The organism is Gilvimarinus sp. 2_MG-2023 (assembly GCF_030547685.1).
Taxonomy (GTDB): domain Bacteria; phylum Pseudomonadota; class Gammaproteobacteria; order Pseudomonadales; family Cellvibrionaceae; genus Gilvimarinus.
In genome coordinates this window covers 902-21,592 of the sequence record NZ_JAUOQM010000045.1, presented here as the reverse complement: position 1 = coordinate 21,592, position 20,691 = coordinate 902, and the positions used below count along the sequence as shown (strand labels likewise).

Sequence of the window (20,691 nt, the reverse complement as noted above, 5' to 3'; positions counted from 1 at the left end):
ACCAACTGAGCTATTTCCGCATGGCGTCCCCTAGGGGAGTCGAACCCCTGTTACCGCCGTGAAAGGGCGGTGTCCTAGGCCTCTAGACGAAGGGGACACAGGACTTCTCTTTAAATTGACACAATCCTTCCCCATAAAAAAGGGGGAAATGGAGCGGAAAAGGAGGCTCGAACTCCCGACCCCAACCTTGGCAAGGTTGTGCTCTACCAACTGAGCTATTTCCGCTTGGCGTCCCCTAGGGGAGTCGAACCCCTGTTACCGCCGTGAAAGGGCGGTGTCCTAGGCCTCTAGACGAAGGGGACCGTGTCTCTCAAAAGAGGGGCGCATTCTAAGCACGCCTTGGGCACCTGTCAACACTTTGTTGTGTGTTTTTTTTATGGGGCGAAACAACAACTTACAGCGGGCAGCAATTACAGCAAGCAAACTGAATAAGGTTTCACCAATCTGCTCTGAAAGTCGTCAATTTAGAAAGTCGGCAGGCTAATATTTCACCATCAGCCCGAACAATGCTGCTTTATAGGCCAAAATGCTATAATCTGTTGAGAACTAATGAGTTTATCTCCCCCCTTCCGGTCCATGCCTGAGGGTTTACACAGAGGCGTTTATGACATCTGTACTGGCCATTGCCGCACTCATCATTTTGGCGACAGCCTTGGTGTGCTATGTGTTCATTACCCAGCATATCGCTAAAAAGAAAAAACAGCAGGCGCGTATTTTAAAAGCCCTGAAGCAACGCCAGCAGCTTTTTAAAATAATTGTCGCCGAGCTCCCCCCCGGTTACCTACCCACCGAATTAGCTCAATACGTCTATCGGGTGCTACTCAACACCTGCGAACAACTGGCCAAGTTGGCCCCGAACGATGGCCATAGTGACGAATTTCAGGTTTACAGCAAACAGCTAGAAACACTGCCCGTCCAAGGCGGTAAAGTGAAAATTCCCACAGAGAAAACCGAATCTGCGAACGCCCTACTGCGCGAACTTGGTCAGTACATCACCAACCAAGCCCAATCTGGCAGTTTAACCCAAGCCAGCGCCAAAAATTTAATGCTGCACTTGCGGCGTCTGCTGCTGCAATCGTCCGTCGACACGTACATTCAGCAGGCCAAAAAAGCCCAGACCGAGGGCAAGCTGCGCTTGACCATTCATCACTACACGCTGGCCCGCAAGCTCTTGCTCAAAGAAAACGCCAAGCAGGGCTACCAAAAACAGATTGCCCAGCTAAGCGCTATTATCGAAAAATACGAACAAGAATACACCGCGCAGAACCCTACTAAAAAGTCTGCGCCAGAAGAGGTGGAAAAATCCTGGGGCAAGCTGGAGGACGACGACAGCTGGAAGAAAAAACAAATTTACGATTAATCGCTTTTTTCATCCAGCTCAATCGAAGCTGAGTTAATACAGTAGCGCATACCTGTAGGCTCTGGGCCATCGGCAAAGACATGCCCTAAGTGACAACCGCAGCGTTCACATAAAACCTCGGTGCGACGCATACCGTGACTTGCATCAAATTCTTCGCGTATCACCCCATCGGTTGCAGGGGCAAAAAAACTGGGCCAACCACAGCCGGCATCAAACTTTGCGTCCGATTTAAACAGTGGCTCACCACAGCCTCGACAGTGATAAGTGCCGTCGCGAAAAACATCCCAGTACTGGCCAGAAAACGGCCTTTCTGTGCCTTTTTCCCGACAAACTGTGTATTGATCGGGGGTTAAACGATCGCGAAAATAAGCATCACTGAATTTTTTGTTTTGCGACATCAACAACTCCTTGACACATTGGGCCAGCAAACCGGATGATTGACTACTTGTGTGGTTTAACCATAGCACTCTAGGTATTAAACCCAACAGACAGATTCGACTTAAAGGCAGTTTACTGTAAATGGAAACGATTAAAAAATCCGAAAAGCTAAACGGGGTTTGCTACGACATACGCGGCCCGGTACTCGAGCACGCCTACCGGCTCGAGGAAGAAGGGCACCGAATTCTAAAGCTTAATATCGGCAACCCAGCCACTTTCGGATTTTCCGCCCCGGATGAAATTATTCAGGATGTGATTTACAACCTGCCTAACGCCGAGGGCTATGTCGCCTCGCGCGGTTTATTTGCAGCGCGCAAAGCCATTATGCAAGAGTGCCAGCGTTTGCGTGTGCCCGACGTCGAAATTGACGATATTTTCCTCGGCAACGGCGTCAGTGAATTAATCGTCATGTCCATGCAGGCTTTACTCAACAATAACGACGAAATGCTAATCCCTGCCCCCGATTACCCGCTATGGACCGCTGCGGTGAATTTGGCTGGGGGCAAAGCCGTACATTACCTGTGCGACGAGCAATCGGACTGGTTTCCCGACATTGAAGACATTAAACAAAAGATCACCGATAAAACTCGCGGCATAGTACTGATCAATCCCAACAACCCCACCGGGGCGGTTTACAGCCAAGAAGTGCTGGAACAGTTGGTGCGGTTGGCCGAAGAAAAAGGCCTGATTATTTTTGCCGATGAAATCTACAGCAAAATCCTCTACGACGACGCCGAGTTTGTGCCGCTGGGGCGATTAGTGCACGACACCTTGTGCATCAGCTTTAACGGGTTATCAAAATCCTACCGGCTAGCAGGCTTTCGCTCGGGCTGGATGGTGATCAGTGGCGCCAAGCACAAAGCCAAAGAATATGTGCAGGGTATTGAGATGCTCGCCTCAATGCGCCTGTGCGCCAATGTACCGGCCATGTACGCTGTGCAAACCGCACTCGGTGGCTATCAGAGCGTCAATGAACTGATTATGCCTGGTGGGCGCTTGCGCGATCAGCGCGATGCGGCAATGGCAGCACTGGCCGAGCTACCCGGCGTCAGCTGCGTTAAACCCAAAGGGGCAATGTATCTGTTCCCTAAAATTGATTTAAACCGCCACAAAATTATGGATGACCAGCAAATGGTACTGGACTTCCTGATTCAGGAAAAAATTCTGCTGGTACAGGGCACCGCCTTTAACTGGCCCAATCGCGATCACATGCGCATTGTCTTTTTGCCCCGCGAAGACGAGCTTACCCGTGCCATTGATCGGCTGGGCCACTTTTTGGAACGCTACACGCAATAGAGGATTTTATGGGCGACATTCACATCAGCGACTTTCATAAAGACGCCGCTCGCGCATTGAATCTGCTGTACTCCAACTTCCCGCGTAAAATAACTGTCTTTATTGAGGATATTGCCGGGCCGGACTCCCCCGATGAGTTCGGCCTACATAGCCCGCGCCATATGGCGTGCCTAGCCACCCTGCTTTGGCTGGCTGACGAAGATTACATCCGCTACGACGATACTATTCGGCAAGAGGCCGTGGACCAAGCCACACTGACCCACAAAGGATTTACGTTGCTCAGTGGATTAATCAGCTGCCGCTCTCAGCTGTCGAGCCATGCTACTCACATCAATGGGCAACTAGAGCCTGTGGCTGCCACCGGTGACATAGTCGGTGACTTTGCCCCCGCCATCGATTTAATGCGCGCAGCGCTCAAGGGGAAGTCATCCAGCGCGATTGACACCATCATGCAAATCCTACTCACCCGCTAGCAACCTACTGCCAGAGGGTGAGTTAAGCCGCCTCCACTCGCCAGTGGGTCAGTTTCAGTTGACGGTCCGGGTGGCGATCGGGAAAATCTTTACTGGCCGGCAAACGCTCGATTAACTTGGCCCCGGGGCAATATTGAGCGAATAAGTCGCTCAAAAAATTCTCTGGCAACTCAGGTGCATTGAGACAGGCCAACACCTCGCCCCCCGCGGGCATCAATTCAGGCAAGCGCTTAATCAATTTTGCGTAATCGCGGCTGGCGACAAAACTGCCCTTTTGGAAGCTGGGCGGGTCGAGAATCACAATGTCATAAGGGCCCGGCTTTTTAACCCGACTCCAGGATTTTAATATTTGCTCAGGCAAAAAGCCGCTGTTGCGTTTATCCAAGTCATTGATTTGGTGGTTGTACCTGCCGCGCGCTAAAGCCGCTTTGCTCATATCCACATTCACCACTTGCTCCGCTTTGGCGGCAACCGCCACCACCGAAAACGCACAGGTATAGGCAAATAAATTGAGCACTTTTTTGCCCGCGCAAATCGACTCCAGCCACACCCGACCGGGTTCCATATCGAGAAAGTAGCCGAGGTTTTGCTGGCGGTCGAGGGACAAACTAAAGCGCAGCTCGCCGCGTTGGGCGCACCAAACATCGGGAATCTGCCCCCGCAGCACTTCGCTCGGACTGCCTTCAAGGTAACGGCGCTGCACCACAATAGTATCCACAGGGGTGGGCATAAGGGGAGTCAGCTCATTGAGCAGTTGTTGCAACTCCTCATTAGCGGGCTCGGCAAAAAATATAATCACACAAACCGGCTGAAAAAAATCCACCACAATATGCTCACGCCCTGGGTAGCACTGGCCGCGGCCGTGAAACAGGCGACGGCTGTCCAGCCCTTGAGCGGCACTGACGGCGGCCGCATCCAGCAGAGCCTGCAGGCGCGGTTTATCCAGCAACATGTTCACCTCCAACCGGGTACAAGACTTCCTGATGATAGCCACAAATAACCGGCATCAGCCCCACCAGCTGCATGTCCAATTGTGGGTCGTTGGTATCCACCCACAAAGGCCGCCCTGCCAATGTTTTCAATTTTTCTGTCGTGGCGATAACCCACAAATTCTGACGGGCAACTTGGCGTACGATCTGAGGTGAGAACTGCTGATTGCCCCGGCCTAAAATATGCCCTTGGCCACCAATCGCGGTGACTATCATAACCGTGGGCCCTAAGTGCGAGGCCATAGCGTTGAGAATGTCGCGCTCGGTGGCATCGGCCACAATACATTGGCCACTGTGAACAATATCCACCCCCAGAAGCGTGGCCTCCAGACCCAGCTCGCTCATCACCGCGCGCGTGGTGGAACCCGGGCCGAGCAAATACAGTGTATCGTCATCCATACGCTCTACCACCTCAGCCGCCACATCCAGCTGGGCCAGCTCGTCCACTGCGGCTCCGGCGTTTTTCACTTGCTGAATCGCATCATCCTCCAGCGGCACCCGCATATCAGCGTAATGGCGGGCACGCACCCGCCCCTGGCGAAAGGCCGCCTCATCAATATCGCGCACTTCGGCATCCACTAAGGGAGCCCAATGCCCCTGCGCTAGGTTCAGCAGTACGCGGCTGGCCGCCTCAGGTGTTATAGCGTATACCCCGGAGTGAATTTTGACTCCGGCGGGCACACCCATCACCGGCACACGGGTGCCAATTGCATCGGCCACAATCCGAGCCGTGCCGTCGCCACCGGCAAAGACAATTAAATCCACCCCCTGCGCTTGTAACGCAACGGCCAGTTGGCGAGTGTCGGCATCGCCACTCGGATTTGTGGCCGCCGCGCCTATGACATGAAATGGCAGAGTTAACTCGCTCACCGCTGCCTGCCCCATATCACCGGCGTAGCCATAGAGCTCGACAGCAGCCCCCTGCAGGGGCGCTAAGGCGCGATGCATACGATCCAGAGCTCGGGGCTGGGCTCCCAGCCGCATGGCCTGATCGCGCGTATGGGAGCCGTCGCTGCCCTTAAGAGCAACACTTCCGCCCAGCCCTGCGTACGGATTCACAATAATCCCCAGTTTTAACACAGTGGCTAGGACTCCAGATTAAAACCAAGCGCCGCCAGCGGCGCATCTATATCCGGATTGCCGCTGGCAGCAACCCGATAGTTGCTAAACTCGCGGCGCACCGGATACTGTTTGCGCAAACGATCAAAGCCCGTCGCCACCGGCTCGGTACCATCGGCCACCATCTCTCGCAAGGCTCGATCGTCGGCTTCAATGGCGTACACCTTTTCAATCAGTTGGCCAATCACCTGCCAAGCATCCCCCTCTGGCATAGCGAGACGGTTATTGAGCGTCACAGGCAACACATCGGCCAGGTGCACCTTCTCGGTCAAGCCAAAGTGGCGACAAAAAGCCTGATAAATCATCGCAGTGCCCTTGAGCTTGCCATCGAAACTGTAGCCGGCTATATGGGGCGAGCCAAGTTGTACACGATTGAGCAGATCGACGCTGATTTCGGGCTCTCCCTCCCATACATCCAACACCACCTGAATATGATTGTCGCGCTCTTGCATTAATTTCAGCAGCGCGCGGTTATCGATCACCGCGCCGCGGCCGCAATTGAGCAACACCACATCGTCGCGCAGCTTACGCAATTGGGTGTAGTCCAGCATATGGCGGCTCGGGTGCTGGCCGGTGGTGGTCAAGGGGGTGTGCATGCTAACGATATCGCACTGCAACACCTCCTCTAAATCGGTTAAGTCCGGGTTTTGCTCGCGGGTAAGAAATGGGTCATAGCAGCGGCACTCAACGCCCTGCGAACTAAGCGCTCGGTACAGGGCACCCCCCACATTGCCACAACCAATAATCCCGACCGAGCGCTGGTGCCAGTCAACATTTAAGTGGCTAAGCGCGGCGTAGACATACTCCACTACCGAATTGGCATTACAGCCCGGAGCATTGGTGTAGGCAATACCCGCTCGCTGTAGGTAAGCCTGATCTAAATGGTCCATACCGATGGTACAGGTGCCAACGAATTTTACTTTGGAGCCTTGCAGCAACGCCTCATCCACCCGAGTGACCGAGCGCACTAGCAGGGCATCGGCGTCTTTGACATCGGCAGCGGTTAACGCCCGTCCGGGCAAGCTAATCAACTCAGCAGCGGACTCAAAAAAGGCGCCCGCGAGGGGAATATTCTCATCGACAACGATTTTCATGGCAGTGGGACGGTATCCTCAGCGTGGGGTAAAGGGCGAAATAAGACGGCGAATCATACCAGCTGACCAGCCCATTTTCTGACAAAAATCGGTTAATTGGTCGCAATTGACCTCTTTTCTACGAATTTGACTACTGGATTGAATTAACTCCACATCGCTCACCAACCGCGCCAACTGGCGCGACAGAGCAATTTGCGCGCGCAAATCGGGAAGTTTTTGTGCAAGAGACTTAGCGCCGCGAATGGGCAACTGGGCGATGCGCTCGGGACTATCCAATAATTCATCCAGACTGTACCCCTGACTTAACAGGGCCGCCGCGGTTTTAGCGCCCACGCCGGGCACGCCGGGTATATCGTCTATGGCATCGCCCACCAGGGCTTGATAATCCACCAACTGGTCACATTGTACGCCAAACTTAACGGTAATATCGGGGCGAAAATAACGCTTCTCGGCACTAAAATCCCACAAGTAGTCGCGATCTCGTTTGAGCACCTGAGCCAAGTCTTTATCCCGTGACAAGATCGCGACCGGCGCAGCCTCGCCGCTGCAAGTACGATACAAGCTGGCCAGCAGGTCATCGGCTTCATACTCATCACTGGCAAAGGTGGTTATCCCTAACAGCTGCGCCACCTGGACGCAGGCCTTTAACTGAAAAGCCAGTGCCTCGTCGGGCAACACCCGCGAACTTTTATAATCTGGCGACAAGCGGTGGCGAAAGCCGCTGCCTAAACTCTCATCAAAACACGCCGCCACGGCGCTGGGCGAATGCTCGGTTAACAACTGGACGAGAAAACCGGCAAAACCGTAAACGGCCTCGGTGGAGTGGCCCTCGGGCTCACTAAACCAATGGGCGGGCATGGCAAAGTAGTAGCGGAAAATATAGATTGACGCGTCGATAAGACAAACAGGTGCCGGTGCAGCGGCCGGCGCCATGCTCACAAACTCTCCCGCGCAAAACGCTCAGGGGCAAATAGCCATGCCGTACTCTGCCCGGGCTGAAACCGAGCCAACAGCGCCCGGCTAAATTGATAAACCCTCGGGTTAACCGTATCGACCGTCAAAGACACCGCTCGCTGGTAAATCGCGTCTTTGAAGTGCTCCGAAGGCCCCAGCCCCATAGCGAGATTGTCAGCGCTGGCTCGAAAGCGCCAGTTCGCTGCCACCGAAAACAGCCATTCCAAGGCCTGCGGCTGTACCTCTACCCGCTCAAACTCAGCCTGCTGCGCGGGGGTGCGACCATCGGGGGCATACCAATAGCCGTAATCGGGGAGCTCGCGCCGCGCGACACCCGCTACACACCAGTGGGCAATTTCATGTAGGGCGCTGGCAAAGTAGTTTTGAGTAAAGTGAATTTGTGCACCTCGCTCACTGGTAGCCGGCAGGTACTCAGGCTCGGTTGCTCCGCCCAACAAACGGGTGTTTTCGGTGGATTCAAAACAGCGATTAAACAGCGTCACCAATTGTTCACTGGTATGGGGGGCGGCATTAATGGCAGTATTCAATTCTCTCTGACCCGCTAACTTATTTGCGCGCCAACTATACAGACAGCACAAAGGTAATAGAACGTAATTTTTTAGGAGTAAGTATTGTGCTTAATACAATAAGCATATACCTTATATAGTGATAGCCGAGTAATTGCGGCGCACTTTTTCGGTTATCTCGATATCATCGAAAAAACCCCGACAGCACTGTCAGTGCCGTCATCGGCCTCACTTGGGAGGTGTATTATGAAGACCCCAGAGCAAAGCCACAACAGTGAGAATGTCGTGGACTTTTTCACAGGCAAATCATTCAGTGAGCTACACGATCAGCGCTTTATTCGACTCGCACCCGAGCTGGATGGGCTGGAAATGCTTTACTCTAACGAAAGTAACCCAGAGAAATTGTTTAGCCTGAAAGTCGTTGCTTGGGGCCTACGCGCCAACGGCGAAGTGGTGGGATTAGTACCCTGGCTCAACGATATTGTGTCGTGCACGGAAGTATGTGACCCACTCAACGGCCAGTGGGAAGGTTACTATGATGCCGGTATCGACGAGGTCTTTTTTGACGCCCCTATGCACAAAGTCATCGAGCTGGAAACCTCAGCCGAGTACTACGAGCTCGAGTGCGAAAACGAAGACGATGTTGTGCAAGAACTACCCGACACCATCGGCACTCACGCCGTATTGGCCAATGCGGGCACTCACCAACTGACACTGGTTGAGGTGGTCAGCTGGCGCCTGCAGTTTGACGGCAATATCTACGGCATGCTCACCGATGCCGACAAGGTCATTAATACCCCGGTATTACCTGGCGATAAATGCCTTTACGCGGCGCAAAAGCACGATGATTTCCGCTATTTTTTCCAGCACCAAATCGCCAACAAAATTAAAGCGGAAGACCCCGAGGCACTGGCTGCTATCTCTATGCTGGTAGAAGAAGGCCAGTAAACAAACTCTGTCGGCTAGCTCTCTAAACGGATGGTGTAGGTCATGACACCATCCGTTTCATCTTGCGCCATCAACTCGTGCCCCAAAAATAGACAAAACTTGGGAATATCCCGCGTCGTTGATGGGTCGGTCGCCAACACCTGAATAACGTCCCCTTGCGACATAGATCGCACCGCTTGGTGCAACATCATCACCGGTTCCGGGCACATCAGCCCACAAGTGTCTAAAACATTATCAATTTGCTGATTCATAGCGTTATATCATCTATAAATGGTTCGGCACGCTAAGCTTTCTTTGCCTAAACTTAAAGTGTAAAGAGTCCAGTCACTAGGTGCCAGCCTTTCCTTTCCCGCCACCGTGCAGCAACTGTTTTATTTGACAAGTCAGTGGCACCGCGACGGCCTTGGGTTCTCGGTTTAATGAAGCGCACGCACAGCCGTGCCGGAGTATGCATTCATGCCGCAGCTGTATCACTCAATCGTTGATGTACCACCGCCATCACCGCACTTTCGCAGCCAGACCCTGCACCTTACGCAAGTACTGCTGCGTGAGCACCAACCCCACTTATCGGCTCATTTAGGCGATTTATTAAATAGCCTGAAGGCTGTGAACGCCAGCGAACCAAACTCGCCGCAAGGGTCCATTGCCGCCGCCAGCTTATTAAACAGTTTGGGGGCGGTTACAATCGGCAAGATCATCTCGGCGCTCACCGATATAGGTAATGTGTGGCTGGCCGCCCCCAATGACAAGAGCGAATCCCTCCATGGCTTGCACAATATTTTGCAGCAATGGATTGAGCTTGGCGAGTGGTTGGTTTTACAAACCTCTGACGGTTAAGGCGCCTACTGCTATTAGCCGAGGACAAAAGAGCATTCGCAAAGGCTCAATATGCGTTACAATAATAAAGAGCGTTTTGATAATGCATCAATCGCCACAACAACATTTTACAATTAATACCAGTGTTTAAGGTTTGCCATGATTTATGTACTGGTCGAAAGACACATTGCCGAGGGTATGGAAAGCACCTACGATGTGGTTGCACAACAAGCATTAGAAGCAGCAACCCGGGCGCCCGGCTTTATCAACGGCGAAACGCTGGAGGATCTTCAGCGTACCAACCATCGTTATTTATTATCTAAGTGGCGCTCTTTGCACGATTGGAAACAGTGGTACTACAGCGACGCCCGCCACGAGACGTTAAACCAGCTCAGTCCAACGCTGGCTGATTTTGAAAAGATAACGCTGCTAAAAAAATAACCGGCCTAACGGTATAAGCGAATGTGGCCGGTCACCTCTTCGCGATCATGGTAAAGCTGTTTAAAAGAAAGCTCTGCTTTGCAGGGCAATGATTTTAATCGCTCCCACAGGCGCTGCTCCAGCTTTTTCACCTCGGCGTAGCGCTGTTTCATAGGCAACTTAAGATTAAACACCGCCTCTTCAAACCACAGGTTCTCGGCCCAGTGACCGATCATATTCGCCACTCGCGCCGGCTTATCGGCAATATCACACACCAACCAATGAACCGAGCGCTTGGGTTCGAACACAAAACCGTCCACCGCATGATGGGTAACCTGACCCGAATCCATTAGCGATTGCGCCATCGGGCCATTATCCACCGCCTCGACAAACATCCCCCGTTTAACCAGCTGCCAGGTCCAACCGCCGGGGGCCGCACCTAAATCTACTCCGCGCATACTGCCCGCTAAGCGCTCCTCCCACTGCTCAGCGGGAATGAAATGGTGCCACGCCTCTTCCAGTTTTAAGGTGGCACGGCTGGGCGCGGCCGAAGGCTGTCGCAGGCGGGCAATGCCCATTGACCAGGCGGCACTGTTATTAAGTGGGGCAACGCCCAACAAAGCCGTCGTACCGGCTAAAAACAACAGATGCAAACGCCAGGGGCTTTTTTTGTCCAACAAGCGGTTTTTTTGCAGCGCTCGCTCGAAGGGCCCTGAAAACTTTTTAGCCAAACCAGACAGAGCTTTACCATCGTTGGTGTCGCAGGTTTCTGTCCACCACTCGGCGGGGCGCGGCAAATCTTTGAGCGCTTGCAACAGTGGCGACAAACGATCGGTGGGGTCCATGTTATTCACCGGCGCCGGCCCGGCAAACCACTGGCGAACAAAAATCAAACGCTTAAACGACAACTTATTCAATAACTGTAACGCGCCGTCCTGCTCGTGAGTGACATAGGTCACCAGCGCCTGCCCCTCTTTGGTTTTACTGTATCCAAAGATTTCGGCTGCGGTGGCCAACTCGGTAATTTCAGCGGCGCACTCTTTTTCAAAGCCCGGACGACAGTGGAGATATAAATGATTCATAAGTAAGTATCAATAAAACCTGTGGCGGCACGCAAGGCACCTTGAATATGTTGATCGTGGGTGAAGCCAGAGCGCACCCGCGGCTTAAGATCGTGATCGCCATCCTCCAGCCAATGCAGGGTCACCTGATTGCCCAACTGATAATCGGCGATATCCTCGGCGCTGCCGAGTTTGTCGCGGCTGCCCTGAGCGATAAAGACTGGGCATCGGCTCTGTTGCAGTGGCGCCAGGCGCGTTTTATCCGGCTTGCCCGGCGGGTGAAACGGATAGCCAAAACACACAACAGCGCTGACCGCCTCCACACCTGCCAATATACACGCCATGCGTCCACCCATCGACTTACCCCCGATAAATACCGGCAAGGTTTCCGCCGCCGTCACCTCGATCAGTGCTTGCTGCCAGGCGCTGATCAATTCCGGTTGGCGGTTGGGCGGGCGCTTCGTACCGTGCAAACGGCGCTCGCGCATATAGGGAAACTCAAAGCGGTACACCGTAATACCGGCGCGGCAAAAACCCTCTGCCACTTGCTGCATAAAATCGCTGTCCATCGGCGCTCCTGCACCGTGGGCCAACACCAAAACAGCGCGCGGCGCTACAGCCCGGTCAATCAGAAAATCAGGCACCTTCAAACCCTTGCAGATCCCGTGCTGGCACCAGCGAGGTCGTCTCCATAGCCGGGTCGAACACAATGGCTATATCGCCATGTTTAAGCTGACGGCGAAGGCCTGCCACTTTATCGGCCAGGCTCGTTTCTACCTCGCCATAATCCGTACCCTCGCGGGTGACAAACTCTTCCAGTAACGCTGTAAGAGTCTCTTCGGGTATTTGCTGATAGGGAATAATCATTCGAGTCTGTGTTATCGTTAGGGGAAGAATCGGGTGGCGCCTGATCGCATCAGAAGCCACCGCTCAACCTGAAAATAATAGGAAAACCCGTGAATCAGATTCTCGTACTTACCGTCATCAGTGCTGACCGCCCGGGCGTTGTGCAACAGCTCGCCAAAACCATTCACGACAACCAAGGCAACTGGCTGGAAAGCCGTATGTCGCACCTGGCCGGGCAATTTGCCGGTATTCTACAGGTTGCGGTGCCCGAGGAACATTGCGAATCGCTATTAACCGCGCTAACCGCCCTCTCCGGTCAAGGTTTGCGGGTTGTGGCTGAAAAAGCCAGCAGCCCAGGCGAGGACAAACCTAAGGCTTTAGCCTTTAGTGTGGTAGGGCCAGATCGCAGCGGAATTGTCTACGAGGTTTCCCAGGCCTTTGCCAGTCGCGGCATCAGTGTGGATGAGCTGGAGACCGACACCTCCAGCATGCCCTGGTCGGGCGAGCCGATGTTTGAGGCCACCGGCGTTATTCACCTGCCCAAGGGCGTCAATATGGATGAGCTGTACGACCAACTCGATGCCATTGCCGATGAACTGGCGGTGGATATTCGACTGGAAGACTTACCCGAATCAGAGTCCGCCGAGTAAGCGGCCTACGATAAAAGCCAGTGCGGCGGCACCGCCGCCTACGGCCAATGTCTCCAGAGCAGACCCGAGCACAGGGGCTTTGACTATGCCCCCTTTGGCGGCACCGACCACCACAAACCCTAAGCCGGTTAGCGCACTGCTCCACCAATACGGCTGGCTAAGAGCACCCTGCCAAAATGCGCCGATAAAAAACGGCAGCAAAGGCAGTGACCCCAGCACAACAAAGGCGACAAAGGTCGCGACTCCAGAACGCAACGGGTCCTGATTTTGTAACGACAAACCGTGTTCATCTTGCAGCATGGTGTCCACCCACAAGGTGCGATCACTGGTAATAGTACTGACAATATCCTCCAGCTGAGTACCGGCAAACCCTTTGGCAGCGAATATCTGGCGAACTTCCTCTGCCTCCCCTTCTGGATACAGACGAATTTCTTCAAACTCCTGGTGACGCGTCTTAGACTTCAGCTGATTATCGGCCCGCACCCCCAAATAGTTACTGGCGCCCATGCTAAACCCATCGGCCAGTAAATTTGCCAACCCTAAAATAATCACCACCGTCGATGACAACCCCGCCCCGGCCACACCAGCCACAATAGCAAACGTGGTCACCAAGCCATCGATTGCACCGTAAACAAAATCGCGCAGATAATTTGCTGTTGGCCCCTGCGATAATCGAAGGGCAATATTTTCCGGCAAGTGGCGGCGGACTAAATCTGCCCGCGTGGATGCATTGGCCATAATTCACAGCTCTTTCAAAAATAAGGACTTTAACGAGTATAGCGAGTTTCTGATGTTTGCGGCTTAATCGCTGACAACAGGGCTATGATTTTGGCCATACCTGGCAACCAGAAATGGCGTCACCTGAATAAACTCAGCCCCACTTAAACAGCAAAGCTTACGGCTGTTGACTAAACACCTTCACTCCATCGGGGATGACATACCAGTTCTGCTTTTCACTGACCCAAACATGCATAGTGGGTTGAATAATACTGGTGTCCGATAAATTACTGGGTTTGAGTTTAATATTATTCGGCTCTTGCGGATCGTAGTGATACAACCGGTTGCCACATTGCGGGCAAAACTTAGCGGCGCTGGTTTTACCGCTGTCGGCCACACGACGCCAATCTTTCATTTCACCGTGAAACACAAGGTCATCGGCATTGACCATGGCAGTAATGCTAAAGGCACTGGTCGAAAGTTTTTGGCACTCTTTGCAATGGCAAGCCACCACCACTTTGGGAGCGGCCAATAACTGATAGCGAACCTGGCCACACTGGCAAGAACCTTCGATAGGGTACTGAGTATTATTCACGCTATGCTCCTGCTCACTCAAAATAAAAAATCCCGATGCCGCATCCAACTCACACTTATGGCATTAAACCACAAGACATCAAATCAAGCGCCAGCGGTTAACCCATTAGACATCGCCTTTTGTAGACTTCACCAAAATAGCGAGTAAAAACTACAAGTCTCAAAGCCCCGCTCTGCCGACAAAACACTCAATTCGCTCAGCTGTCAGGCAGCAACGTGACCAAGCTCACAAGTTCCGCGTCATTTACCGCGGCTGGATCAGCTTTTGCAATAAAGTGAGCAACTTAATAATACACAACGAAGGAGCTTATTCATGCTTAAACCCTATAACGCACTGGGATTGTCACTCGGCCTTATCTCCGCCATTAGCGCCAGCTCGGTTTTCGCACAATCTAACAGTACAACGGCGGTGAACTACAACCACGCCGGGCTCAGATACATCGAGCAAAATTTAGACGACTACGATTGCAACCAAGACGGGCTAAGCGCCTACGGCAACTACGCCATTGACAGCAACTGGTTTGCCACGGGCAGTGTAACCGACGTCAGTGGCGACAACGGTTGCGGCTCCACCACCCTGCGCGCCGGTGCCGGTTATCACACGCCCCTGCACCCCGGCTGGGACCTTTACGGCACCCTGAGCGTAGAGCGCACCGACCCCGACTACGGCAGCAGTGACACCGGCTTAGTGGCCGCCGTAGGTGCACGCGGTTGGATCTTACAAAAGCTCGAAGGCAAAGCCGAACTCGCCCACCACACGGTTTACAGTGACACCACCCAACTCAACCTCGGTGCCAATTACTGGATAACCCCCGTTGTGTCCGCCACCTTGGATACCGGCCTGTCCAGCGACGGCGAATCCATTGCCCTAGGCGCACGGGTAGCCTTTTAACCGCTTATAAAACCCACCCGTAAAAACGCCGCCATTTTGCCAAAGTGGCGGCGTTTTTGGTTCCAGGCCGGGCAGCAATCAACCACAATGCGAACTAAACTGAGACGGTAACCTTAGAGTGGGCAAACCTGAGGTTTATTGCCAGGTAAAGCGATCATAAAATTCTACCCGGACTGCGCTTGCACCCACTGAATAATGCTGTCCGTTACCTCCCGCGCTACCGGCTGGCCGATTAAGCGTGCCGAGCCGAGAATACTGGCCGGGCTCTGGTCCAACCGCAGTATATGAGTCATGTTTTTTACCAGTAGGGTCACTGAAGGGCCCTGAGTAATCGCCGCGATTTTATTTATATCACCGGGGTTACATTGCAAGTCTTTCTCAGCGCCGACGAGGATCATCGGCGTGGTGGTACCGGAAAACACAGCCTTAGCATCCAACACCAAAAGCTCGCGCAACCACTTGGCGGGAAAGCGAGCCAAACCACTGCGAACCACAGGGTCTTGGGTTTGCTGTACTTTTTGTATCAACCGGCGCTGCGAGGCACTGGGACTACCGGTAACAGCAAATAACAGTTTGTAGAACAACCCGGCAATGCCGCGCAGCGATGCCAGCTCTCGCTCAAGCTGTGCAGCCTGCCGCTTGAGTATGGACGCCATATCCTCCAAAAACGGGCACAACAAAATAAGCCCGGCAACGAACGGACGCTGGCGGACCACTTGCGGGGCAATAATACAACCCTCACTGTGCCCGAGAATATAAAGCTCATCCGCCGAGACGTTCGAAAACCCAGCCAGCGCATGCAAACACTCTGTGGCATCCTGCACCAAATCCCTGTGGCCGGCGTGTATAAAACTACCCGAACTACTGCCACACCCGCGCTTGTCGTAGCGAAAACTGGCAACACCGGCATCGGCCAGCGCGTGGGCAATTGCATTAAAGGTATTGAGACTCTGCCCCCTGGTATTCTCATTGCGATCCAGGGCCCCACTACCGTGGACCATAAGCACAGCAGGAAACCTCCCCGCCTTACCGGGAAGGCAAAGCGTACCGGACAACTCAATGTCGCCCGACTGAATCCTAACCGCCTCTTCGTGCATATAGCCTCACTTAACCCATCCATTTATACGCAAGCATCAGTCGTTTGTTGCCGCATGCGTGAAACCCATTCAGCGCATGCAACAGCGGATAACCTAGAGCCAGATACCCACTTTCGCTCAAAAATCAAAGCGGGAAATAGCCCCTAACGCCAGCACTTGCCGTACTTGGTATGCGCCATCATAGCCGCCCCGAATAAAACTCAAAAGCAGTCCGAGCCCTAAATAGCATCGACTCCGCCACCTACCCCACCTTGTAAGCCCCCGAAGAAAGATTTGATTACCACCAATATGCTGTTATAGTTGTATATATCACCATAATTACCCGTCAGCTGGGGTCAAACAGTACAAGTTAAGGATTATTAAATATGGACAGTAAGAAGGATTTATCAGCGAAGCTGTACACTGGATCTGCGGTATTCAGCTGGCTTGTAGTCGCGGCAGGGCAATGGTTGTTTGTGCTTTATATAGTGGGGTTATACGTTATTTCCGGTTTAAGGGGCGACTTTACGGATTGGAACCAAGTGCTGCCCCATGGTTATGAAAAGAATAACCTTACCGGCAATGTCATACTGGGCGCGCATTTAGTATTGGCCGCGATCATTAGCGCGCTAGGCAGCTTGCAGCTAGTACCCTACCTAAGATCTCACGCGCCAAGATTTCATAGAATAAGTGGCCGCGTATATATAATTACCGCCTTCATTATGGCCACCAGCGGCCTCTACTTAATACTTTCCGGACGCAAACTGGTCGGTGACTACACTCAGTATTTGGCAATAACCATTAACGCCCTCATCATTATTTGCGCCGCGGCACTCACCATCCGTTACGCCATAGCGAAAAACTTTATACAGCATAGACGCTGGGCACTCCGTTTATTTTGGGCGGTTAGCGGTGTATGGCTGGTTCGCGTAGGCTTAATGTGCTGGTTAGTTATTTTCCAAAAACCAGTAGGTTTTGACCCGAAAACCTTTTCCGGCCCGTTTCTTACCGTGTTAGCGGTCAGTGTTTACATACTTCCCTTGCTCATTTTAGAGGCGTATTTTCGCGTAAAAAACACAAAGCCACTGGCACGTTACCTTTTTTCAGTAAGCCTTATCATCACTACGTTATTAATGGCCCTAGGCATTTTTGGGGCAACCATGGGCATATGGATACCCAGGGTTTTTTAATAGAGATAATCAAGGGCGGCGCAATAACCGCTAACGCCATTGTTCAGCGGCGGGCCGCCCGGTGAATACCGAATGACGGAACTTACTACAACTGCTGGTTAGGTGCTACTTGATCCATTGTTACTGTGACTTCGGTAGTAACTTGACGATACTGGCAACCAATTTAAAATAATTGCCGCTACCGGCAAAGATGACAGAAGAACCGCATACAGCAATGGCATGGTGTCTACAAAAAAATACGGAGTAACTAAAGCGTTGGCGCAGACTAAATATCTCACCCACGAATTTCCAATCCACGCTAGGTAAACCAGCCACCCGGCGACTACCAGCCAAGCAATATGAAAAGCTAAGCGTACCGGCAACGACACTACCACCGAAAACTCCTCATAGGTAGAAAGAAACCAGACAATGTCTGCTGCTAGTATCGTCAGAGCGAACAATACACATGATGTTGTTACTAGTGTCGGAGGCTTCACTCTGTGCACCTAACGCTCGGGGAATTCCGGGGACTTGGAATTCCCCGAAACTCCCAATGAAAGAGTTTTACAATCGGCTAGTCGCTAATGGTAAACATAAAAAAGTTTCGCTAACAGCCTGCATGCGAAAAATGATGACAATATTATGCGAAAATGGGGTCAGATCGAAAATGGGGTCGCTCTGCTGCTGTTTGTTATACGTCAGAACCTGATTCCCGCATTGAGATTGAACAGAAAAACACGGGCTACAGTTTCACCAGGTCTTCCAACAAACTGAAACTTTACTTCAGGGCCGACAGTAAACTTGTCATTAAAAATCAAACCGCCCTTGAAAGACGCCTCCGCCATAGATCTAACTTTATTTGCTTCAATGCCGAATTCAGTAGCACCAACTCCAGTAGAGCAACCCAAGTACGCACTTAAGTTTTCGCCAATAACGTAATCTTGAAATAAACGAATCCCAGCCGATAGCGACTTATAACCGCTCCCATACTCACCAGGAATATCCTTTTTGGGGTCAAGCAGAGTAAGATCGATGTAATACGATTTGGAGCGATTGATCCAGCGTACGCCCGTTACTCTCCCAGAGTCCAAATTCAAATACGAATATGGCTCTCCATTAACCTCACTGTCATCTGTATCAGCCTCAATAGTGGCAGATGGCCCGTAAGAAATAACTAGCTCATTTGCAAAACAAGCACCTGAAACCAAAAAAACTAGAAGCGATAAATAAATCTTTTTCACTATTTTTCCATATAACGCTCAAACGAAGCGGCGCGTCTCAAGCGTCCGCCTTCCGTGACTTGTTAGAGAGCACCCGCAAGTTGCCAGCCTTCATGGGTTAGTTCATAAATTTCGCCTTTATGACCGACAGGCTTAACATATCCTGCCGCAACAAGCTCCCTGAGTGCCGCCTCATATGCAGCATATTCTTTCTTTGATTTACCTCCGAAAGCTTTCTTTCCAGCCTGCATATTCTCACCCGCCAGAGTTTTTAAAACTAAAATTCTGCCTTGCTCTTCAGACGCTGCGGCTGTGAGTATTTCCCTAGCTCCATCTGACAACTTCACATCTCTTTCTTTTCGTATTTTTCCTATTTCTGTTTCAAGCTCTCTCTTTTTTGACTCATCAGACAATTCAGCTATCGATTCATCTCTTTTAGCTCTTTCTATTAGTTCGCTTTCGCGCTTTGAGGCTAAATCCGAACGCACTTTTTCAAGCTCGGCTTGACGAATAAATTTTTTGTGCTCAGCCTCCAAATTTGAATTTTCGATTAGCTCCAATGGCTTCCTTGCTATGAGAAGGAATAAATACTTTAACCATTGAGTTGACGCCGCCACAAGTGCTCCAACAACCAAGGGTAATACAGCTAAGGTCCAATAGCTTGTCTCAGAGTCGAACAATTCCAGCCTCTCGATAGGAGCTGCACTTGATGTTAAAAGCAAAAAGATTCCGCGCCAATTAAAAGCCAAGAATGCCAAAATAGCATATCCAAAATATGGCGACCTTAATCGAGAGTTTATGGCGTCTACAACATCTTCCATCTATTCAATCCATCTAAAAAAGCTTCAAGAGCTCTCTAACAGCTTAATAATGTGCGAGTTGAAAAATGCGCCTGGCAATGTATCACACCCAGAATGCTTTTAGATATGCGCTACAGCTCACTGTATTTTATATTATTTCCTTTAAATTGGCGCATTTTTACAGAAAGGTAAAGAAGCCAACTTGAACAGCAATCGGCAATGTATCATGTTTATTAAGTCTCGTGAACTTAGACTCTTAAACCCATGAAAAAGAAGAGAAATATCAAAAATATGGTTAGAAATCGAGGGTCAGAAAGTAAGTCGTCTCATGTACACCAATGAATTTGGCATAGTATCTATGTCTGATGTCTGACACCTGACGCAAAAACAAAACTCGCTACGAAGTTTCCATTCCCCATCTCATCCAGCCGAATTCGAGCTAATTTTGTGGGTTAATTGCACACGGAAGTGCAATTAAGGAAAAGCGCTGGGAAGCGATCTTTTCCGACCCTCAAAATTGGTTTGAATTCGGGAACCCGAAGGGCTGTGATGTGCGGGGTGAGTTTCTTGGGTACTTCTTTGCTCACCAAAGAAGTACCTCGCCTGCCGGGCGAAATCCGGCACATGCGTAGGAGCGGCTGATACTGATTTACAGAAAAATTAATTCCTTTAACAGGTCGAAACATTTAACTTAGATGCCCTCTGTCGCCGGGCAGGCGAATTCCTTCTTGTAACGCGACAAGAAGGAATCAAGGTCGCTCCAGCGCATCCATGCGCCCACGACATTAGTGAATCCATTCACGTCAAAACGCGCCCGAAGATTGGGCCCTGCGGGCTACCTTCGCTACCGCCAATACTAGCGGTCGGCCTAAATCGCGCTTCCATGCGCGCTTATGCCTTTCGCACACGTCCTGTGCGCTCAACCACTAGCATTGACTTACACTCAGCACAATCATAAGGGGAAGGAATGAATCGCCCGTCCGGCGACAGAGCCAAAATGAATGTCTGATGTCCGAGGTCTGATGTCTGACGCAAAAACAAAACTCGCTACGAAGTCCCCACTCCCCCCCCATGCCACTGAGCCGAGTGGAGGTTGATTTTAGTGGGTAAGCAAACAGGACGTTTGCGCAAGTATCGTCAGGCCATGGAAGGCCTGTCGATAAGGCCCGCTAAAATCAACCGGAATGAGGTAACCCGCAGGGCCAGTTGCCGGGGCGCGCCTTTTGGTTACT

General features: G+C 51.8%; 24 protein-coding genes, 3 tRNA genes and 1 pseudogene. 10 read left to right on the top strand and 18 right to left on the bottom strand.

Annotation, left to right across the window (positions count from 1 at the left end):
* Positions 1-21 precede the first annotated feature (21 nt).
* The 3 genes from Q4526_RS11090 to Q4526_RS11080 all read right to left on the bottom strand — a co-directional run bounded on the left by Q4526_RS11090 (position 22) and on the right by Q4526_RS11080 (position 302).
* Positions 22-97: transfer RNA gene (locus tag Q4526_RS11090), tRNA-Glu, on the bottom strand.
* A gap of 52 nt (positions 98-149) precedes the next feature.
* Positions 150-225 (bottom strand) — tRNA-Gly (locus Q4526_RS11085).
* A gap of 1 nt (position 226) precedes the next feature.
* Positions 227-302, bottom strand: a tRNA-Glu gene (locus Q4526_RS11080).
* A gap of 302 nt (positions 303-604) precedes the next feature.
* Here Q4526_RS11080 and Q4526_RS11075 point away from each other — a divergent pair.
* Entirely contained in the window at positions 605-1,360 is a 756-nt protein-coding gene (locus tag Q4526_RS11075) for a hypothetical protein (RefSeq protein WP_215977148.1), read from the top strand.
* Here Q4526_RS11075 and msrB read toward each other — a convergent pair.
* Positions 1,357-1,758: a peptide-methionine (R)-S-oxide reductase MsrB gene (gene msrB / locus Q4526_RS11070; protein WP_215977147.1), complete on the bottom strand. Its 402-nt coding sequence runs from the start codon at positions 1,756-1,758 to the stop codon at positions 1,357-1,359. The two genes, Q4526_RS11075 and msrB, sit on opposite strands and share 4 nt — an antisense overlap.
* Positions 1,759-1,879: 121 nt before the next feature.
* Between msrB and Q4526_RS11065 the strand changes: the two genes are divergently transcribed.
* Complete coding sequence (locus Q4526_RS11065) at positions 1,880-3,094, top strand: pyridoxal phosphate-dependent aminotransferase (RefSeq protein WP_215977146.1); 1,215 nt, start codon at positions 1,880-1,882, stop codon at positions 3,092-3,094.
* An 8-nt stretch (positions 3,095-3,102) separates the two neighbouring features.
* The gene (locus tag Q4526_RS11060) at positions 3,103-3,567 is read left to right on the top strand and encodes a hypothetical protein (protein WP_215977145.1); all 465 of its coding nucleotides are present in this window, start codon (positions 3,103-3,105) and stop codon (positions 3,565-3,567) included.
* Between the two features lie 22 nt (positions 3,568-3,589).
* Here the strand turns inward: Q4526_RS11060 and Q4526_RS11055 are convergent, their stop codons facing one another.
* The 5 genes from Q4526_RS11055 to Q4526_RS11035 are packed head-to-tail and all read right to left on the bottom strand — an operon-like array spanning position 3,590 to position 8,271.
* On the bottom strand, positions 3,590-4,519 hold the full coding sequence (locus Q4526_RS11055) for a class I SAM-dependent methyltransferase (RefSeq protein WP_215977144.1): 930 nt from the start codon (positions 4,517-4,519) through the stop codon (positions 3,590-3,592).
* Complete coding sequence (locus Q4526_RS11050) at positions 4,506-5,615, bottom strand: ATP-NAD kinase family protein (protein WP_303609634.1); 1,110 nt, start codon at positions 5,613-5,615, stop codon at positions 4,506-4,508. Before Q4526_RS11050 ends, Q4526_RS11055 begins: the two co-directional genes overlap by 14 nt.
* Before the next feature lie 26 nt (positions 5,616-5,641).
* Positions 5,642-6,769: a 4-phosphoerythronate dehydrogenase gene (locus Q4526_RS11045; RefSeq protein ID WP_215977142.1), complete on the bottom strand. Its 1,128-nt coding sequence runs from the start codon at positions 6,767-6,769 to the stop codon at positions 5,642-5,644.
* Positions 6,770-6,787: 18 nt separating this feature from the next.
* Positions 6,788-7,702: a 5'-3' exonuclease H3TH domain-containing protein gene (locus Q4526_RS11040; protein ID WP_303609636.1), complete on the bottom strand. Its 915-nt coding sequence runs from the start codon at positions 7,700-7,702 to the stop codon at positions 6,788-6,790.
* Positions 7,703-7,704: 2 nt separating this feature from the next.
* A complete protein-coding gene (locus Q4526_RS11035) occupies positions 7,705-8,271 on the bottom strand; it encodes an elongation factor P hydroxylase (protein WP_303609633.1) in 567 nt (188 codons plus the stop codon).
* Positions 8,272-8,496: 225 nt separating this feature from the next.
* Here Q4526_RS11035 and Q4526_RS11030 point away from each other — a divergent pair, with 225 nt between their 5' ends.
* Complete coding sequence (locus Q4526_RS11030) at positions 8,497-9,198, top strand: hypothetical protein (RefSeq protein ID WP_215977140.1); 702 nt, start codon at positions 8,497-8,499, stop codon at positions 9,196-9,198.
* Positions 9,199-9,212: 14 nt separating this feature from the next.
* On the opposite strand, the gene tusA is transcribed toward Q4526_RS11030, so the two are convergent.
* Positions 9,213-9,449, bottom strand: a complete 237-nt coding sequence (gene tusA / locus Q4526_RS11025; protein ID WP_215977139.1) for a sulfurtransferase TusA — start codon at positions 9,447-9,449, stop codon at positions 9,213-9,215.
* 205 nt (positions 9,450-9,654) lie between these two features.
* On the opposite strand from tusA, the gene Q4526_RS11020 reads away from it, so the two are divergent.
* Complete coding sequence (locus Q4526_RS11020) at positions 9,655-10,035, top strand: hypothetical protein (protein WP_215977138.1); 381 nt, start codon at positions 9,655-9,657, stop codon at positions 10,033-10,035.
* Between the two features lie 138 nt (positions 10,036-10,173).
* Positions 10,174-10,455 carry an antibiotic biosynthesis monooxygenase gene (locus Q4526_RS11015; RefSeq protein ID WP_215977137.1) on the top strand — a complete coding sequence of 94 codons (282 nt, stop codon included), beginning with the start codon at positions 10,174-10,176 and terminating at the stop codon, positions 10,453-10,455.
* Between the two features lie 5 nt (positions 10,456-10,460).
* Here the strand turns inward: Q4526_RS11015 and rlmM are convergent, their stop codons facing one another.
* Genes rlmM through Q4526_RS11000 form a run of 3 tightly spaced genes read right to left on the bottom strand, consistent with a single transcriptional unit; the run spans position 10,461 to position 12,362 of the window.
* Positions 10,461-11,516, bottom strand: a complete 1,056-nt coding sequence (gene rlmM, locus Q4526_RS11010; protein WP_215977136.1) for a 23S rRNA (cytidine(2498)-2'-O)-methyltransferase RlmM — start codon at positions 11,514-11,516, stop codon at positions 10,461-10,463.
* The gene (locus tag Q4526_RS11005; protein WP_303609632.1) at positions 11,513-12,139 is read right to left on the bottom strand and encodes an alpha/beta family hydrolase; all 627 of its coding nucleotides are present in this window, start codon (positions 12,137-12,139) and stop codon (positions 11,513-11,515) included. The genes rlmM and Q4526_RS11005 overlap by 4 nt, the downstream gene beginning before the upstream one ends.
* Positions 12,132-12,362, bottom strand: coding sequence for a YheU family protein (locus tag Q4526_RS11000; protein ID WP_215977134.1), 231 nt, complete (start codon positions 12,360-12,362; stop codon positions 12,132-12,134). Before Q4526_RS11000 ends, Q4526_RS11005 begins: the two co-directional genes overlap by 8 nt.
* Before the next feature lie 89 nt (positions 12,363-12,451).
* Here Q4526_RS11000 and Q4526_RS10995 point away from each other — a divergent pair, with 89 nt between their 5' ends.
* Positions 12,452-12,991, top strand: a complete 540-nt coding sequence (locus tag Q4526_RS10995; RefSeq protein ID WP_215977133.1) for a glycine cleavage system protein R — start codon at positions 12,452-12,454, stop codon at positions 12,989-12,991.
* Here the strand turns inward: Q4526_RS10995 and Q4526_RS10990 are convergent.
* Both Q4526_RS10990 and Q4526_RS10985 read right to left on the bottom strand, forming a co-directional pair.
* Entirely contained in the window at positions 12,974-13,729 is a 756-nt protein-coding gene (locus tag Q4526_RS10990; protein ID WP_215977132.1) for a VIT1/CCC1 transporter family protein, read from the bottom strand. The genes Q4526_RS10995 and Q4526_RS10990 overlap by 18 nt on opposite strands.
* Positions 13,730-13,886: 157 nt before the next feature.
* A complete protein-coding gene (locus Q4526_RS10985) occupies positions 13,887-14,303 on the bottom strand; it encodes a GFA family protein (RefSeq protein ID WP_215977131.1) in 417 nt (138 codons plus the stop codon).
* A 312-nt stretch (positions 14,304-14,615) separates the two neighbouring features.
* On the opposite strand from Q4526_RS10985, the gene Q4526_RS10980 reads away from it, so the two are divergent.
* A complete protein-coding gene (locus tag Q4526_RS10980; RefSeq protein WP_215977130.1) occupies positions 14,616-15,194 on the top strand; it encodes a porin family protein in 579 nt (192 codons plus the stop codon).
* Between the two features lie 164 nt (positions 15,195-15,358).
* Here the strand turns inward: Q4526_RS10980 and Q4526_RS10975 are convergent, their stop codons facing one another.
* Positions 15,359-16,291 carry an alpha/beta hydrolase gene (locus Q4526_RS10975; RefSeq protein ID WP_215977129.1) on the bottom strand — a complete coding sequence of 311 codons (933 nt, stop codon included), beginning with the start codon at positions 16,289-16,291 and terminating at the stop codon, positions 15,359-15,361.
* 365 nt (positions 16,292-16,656) lie between these two features.
* Here Q4526_RS10975 and Q4526_RS10970 point away from each other — a divergent pair, with 365 nt between their 5' ends.
* Both Q4526_RS10970 and Q4526_RS10965 read left to right on the top strand, forming a co-directional pair.
* Complete coding sequence (locus Q4526_RS10970; RefSeq protein WP_215977128.1) at positions 16,657-17,460, top strand: DUF2306 domain-containing protein; 804 nt, start codon at positions 16,657-16,659, stop codon at positions 17,458-17,460.
* A gap of 505 nt (positions 17,461-17,965) precedes the next feature.
* A pseudogene (locus Q4526_RS10965) lies at positions 17,966-18,148 on the top strand (hypothetical protein); the annotation flags it as partial.
* Here Q4526_RS10965 and Q4526_RS10960 read toward each other — a convergent pair.
* Positions 18,138-18,680, bottom strand: a complete 543-nt coding sequence (locus Q4526_RS10960) for a hypothetical protein (protein ID WP_215977127.1) — start codon at positions 18,678-18,680, stop codon at positions 18,138-18,140. The pseudogene Q4526_RS10965 and the gene Q4526_RS10960 sit on opposite strands and share 11 nt — an antisense overlap.
* 62 nt (positions 18,681-18,742) lie before the next feature.
* Positions 18,743-19,480 carry a hypothetical protein gene (locus Q4526_RS10955; protein ID WP_215977126.1) on the bottom strand — a complete coding sequence of 246 codons (738 nt, stop codon included), beginning with the start codon at positions 19,478-19,480 and terminating at the stop codon, positions 18,743-18,745.
* Positions 19,481-20,691 lie beyond the last annotated feature (1,211 nt).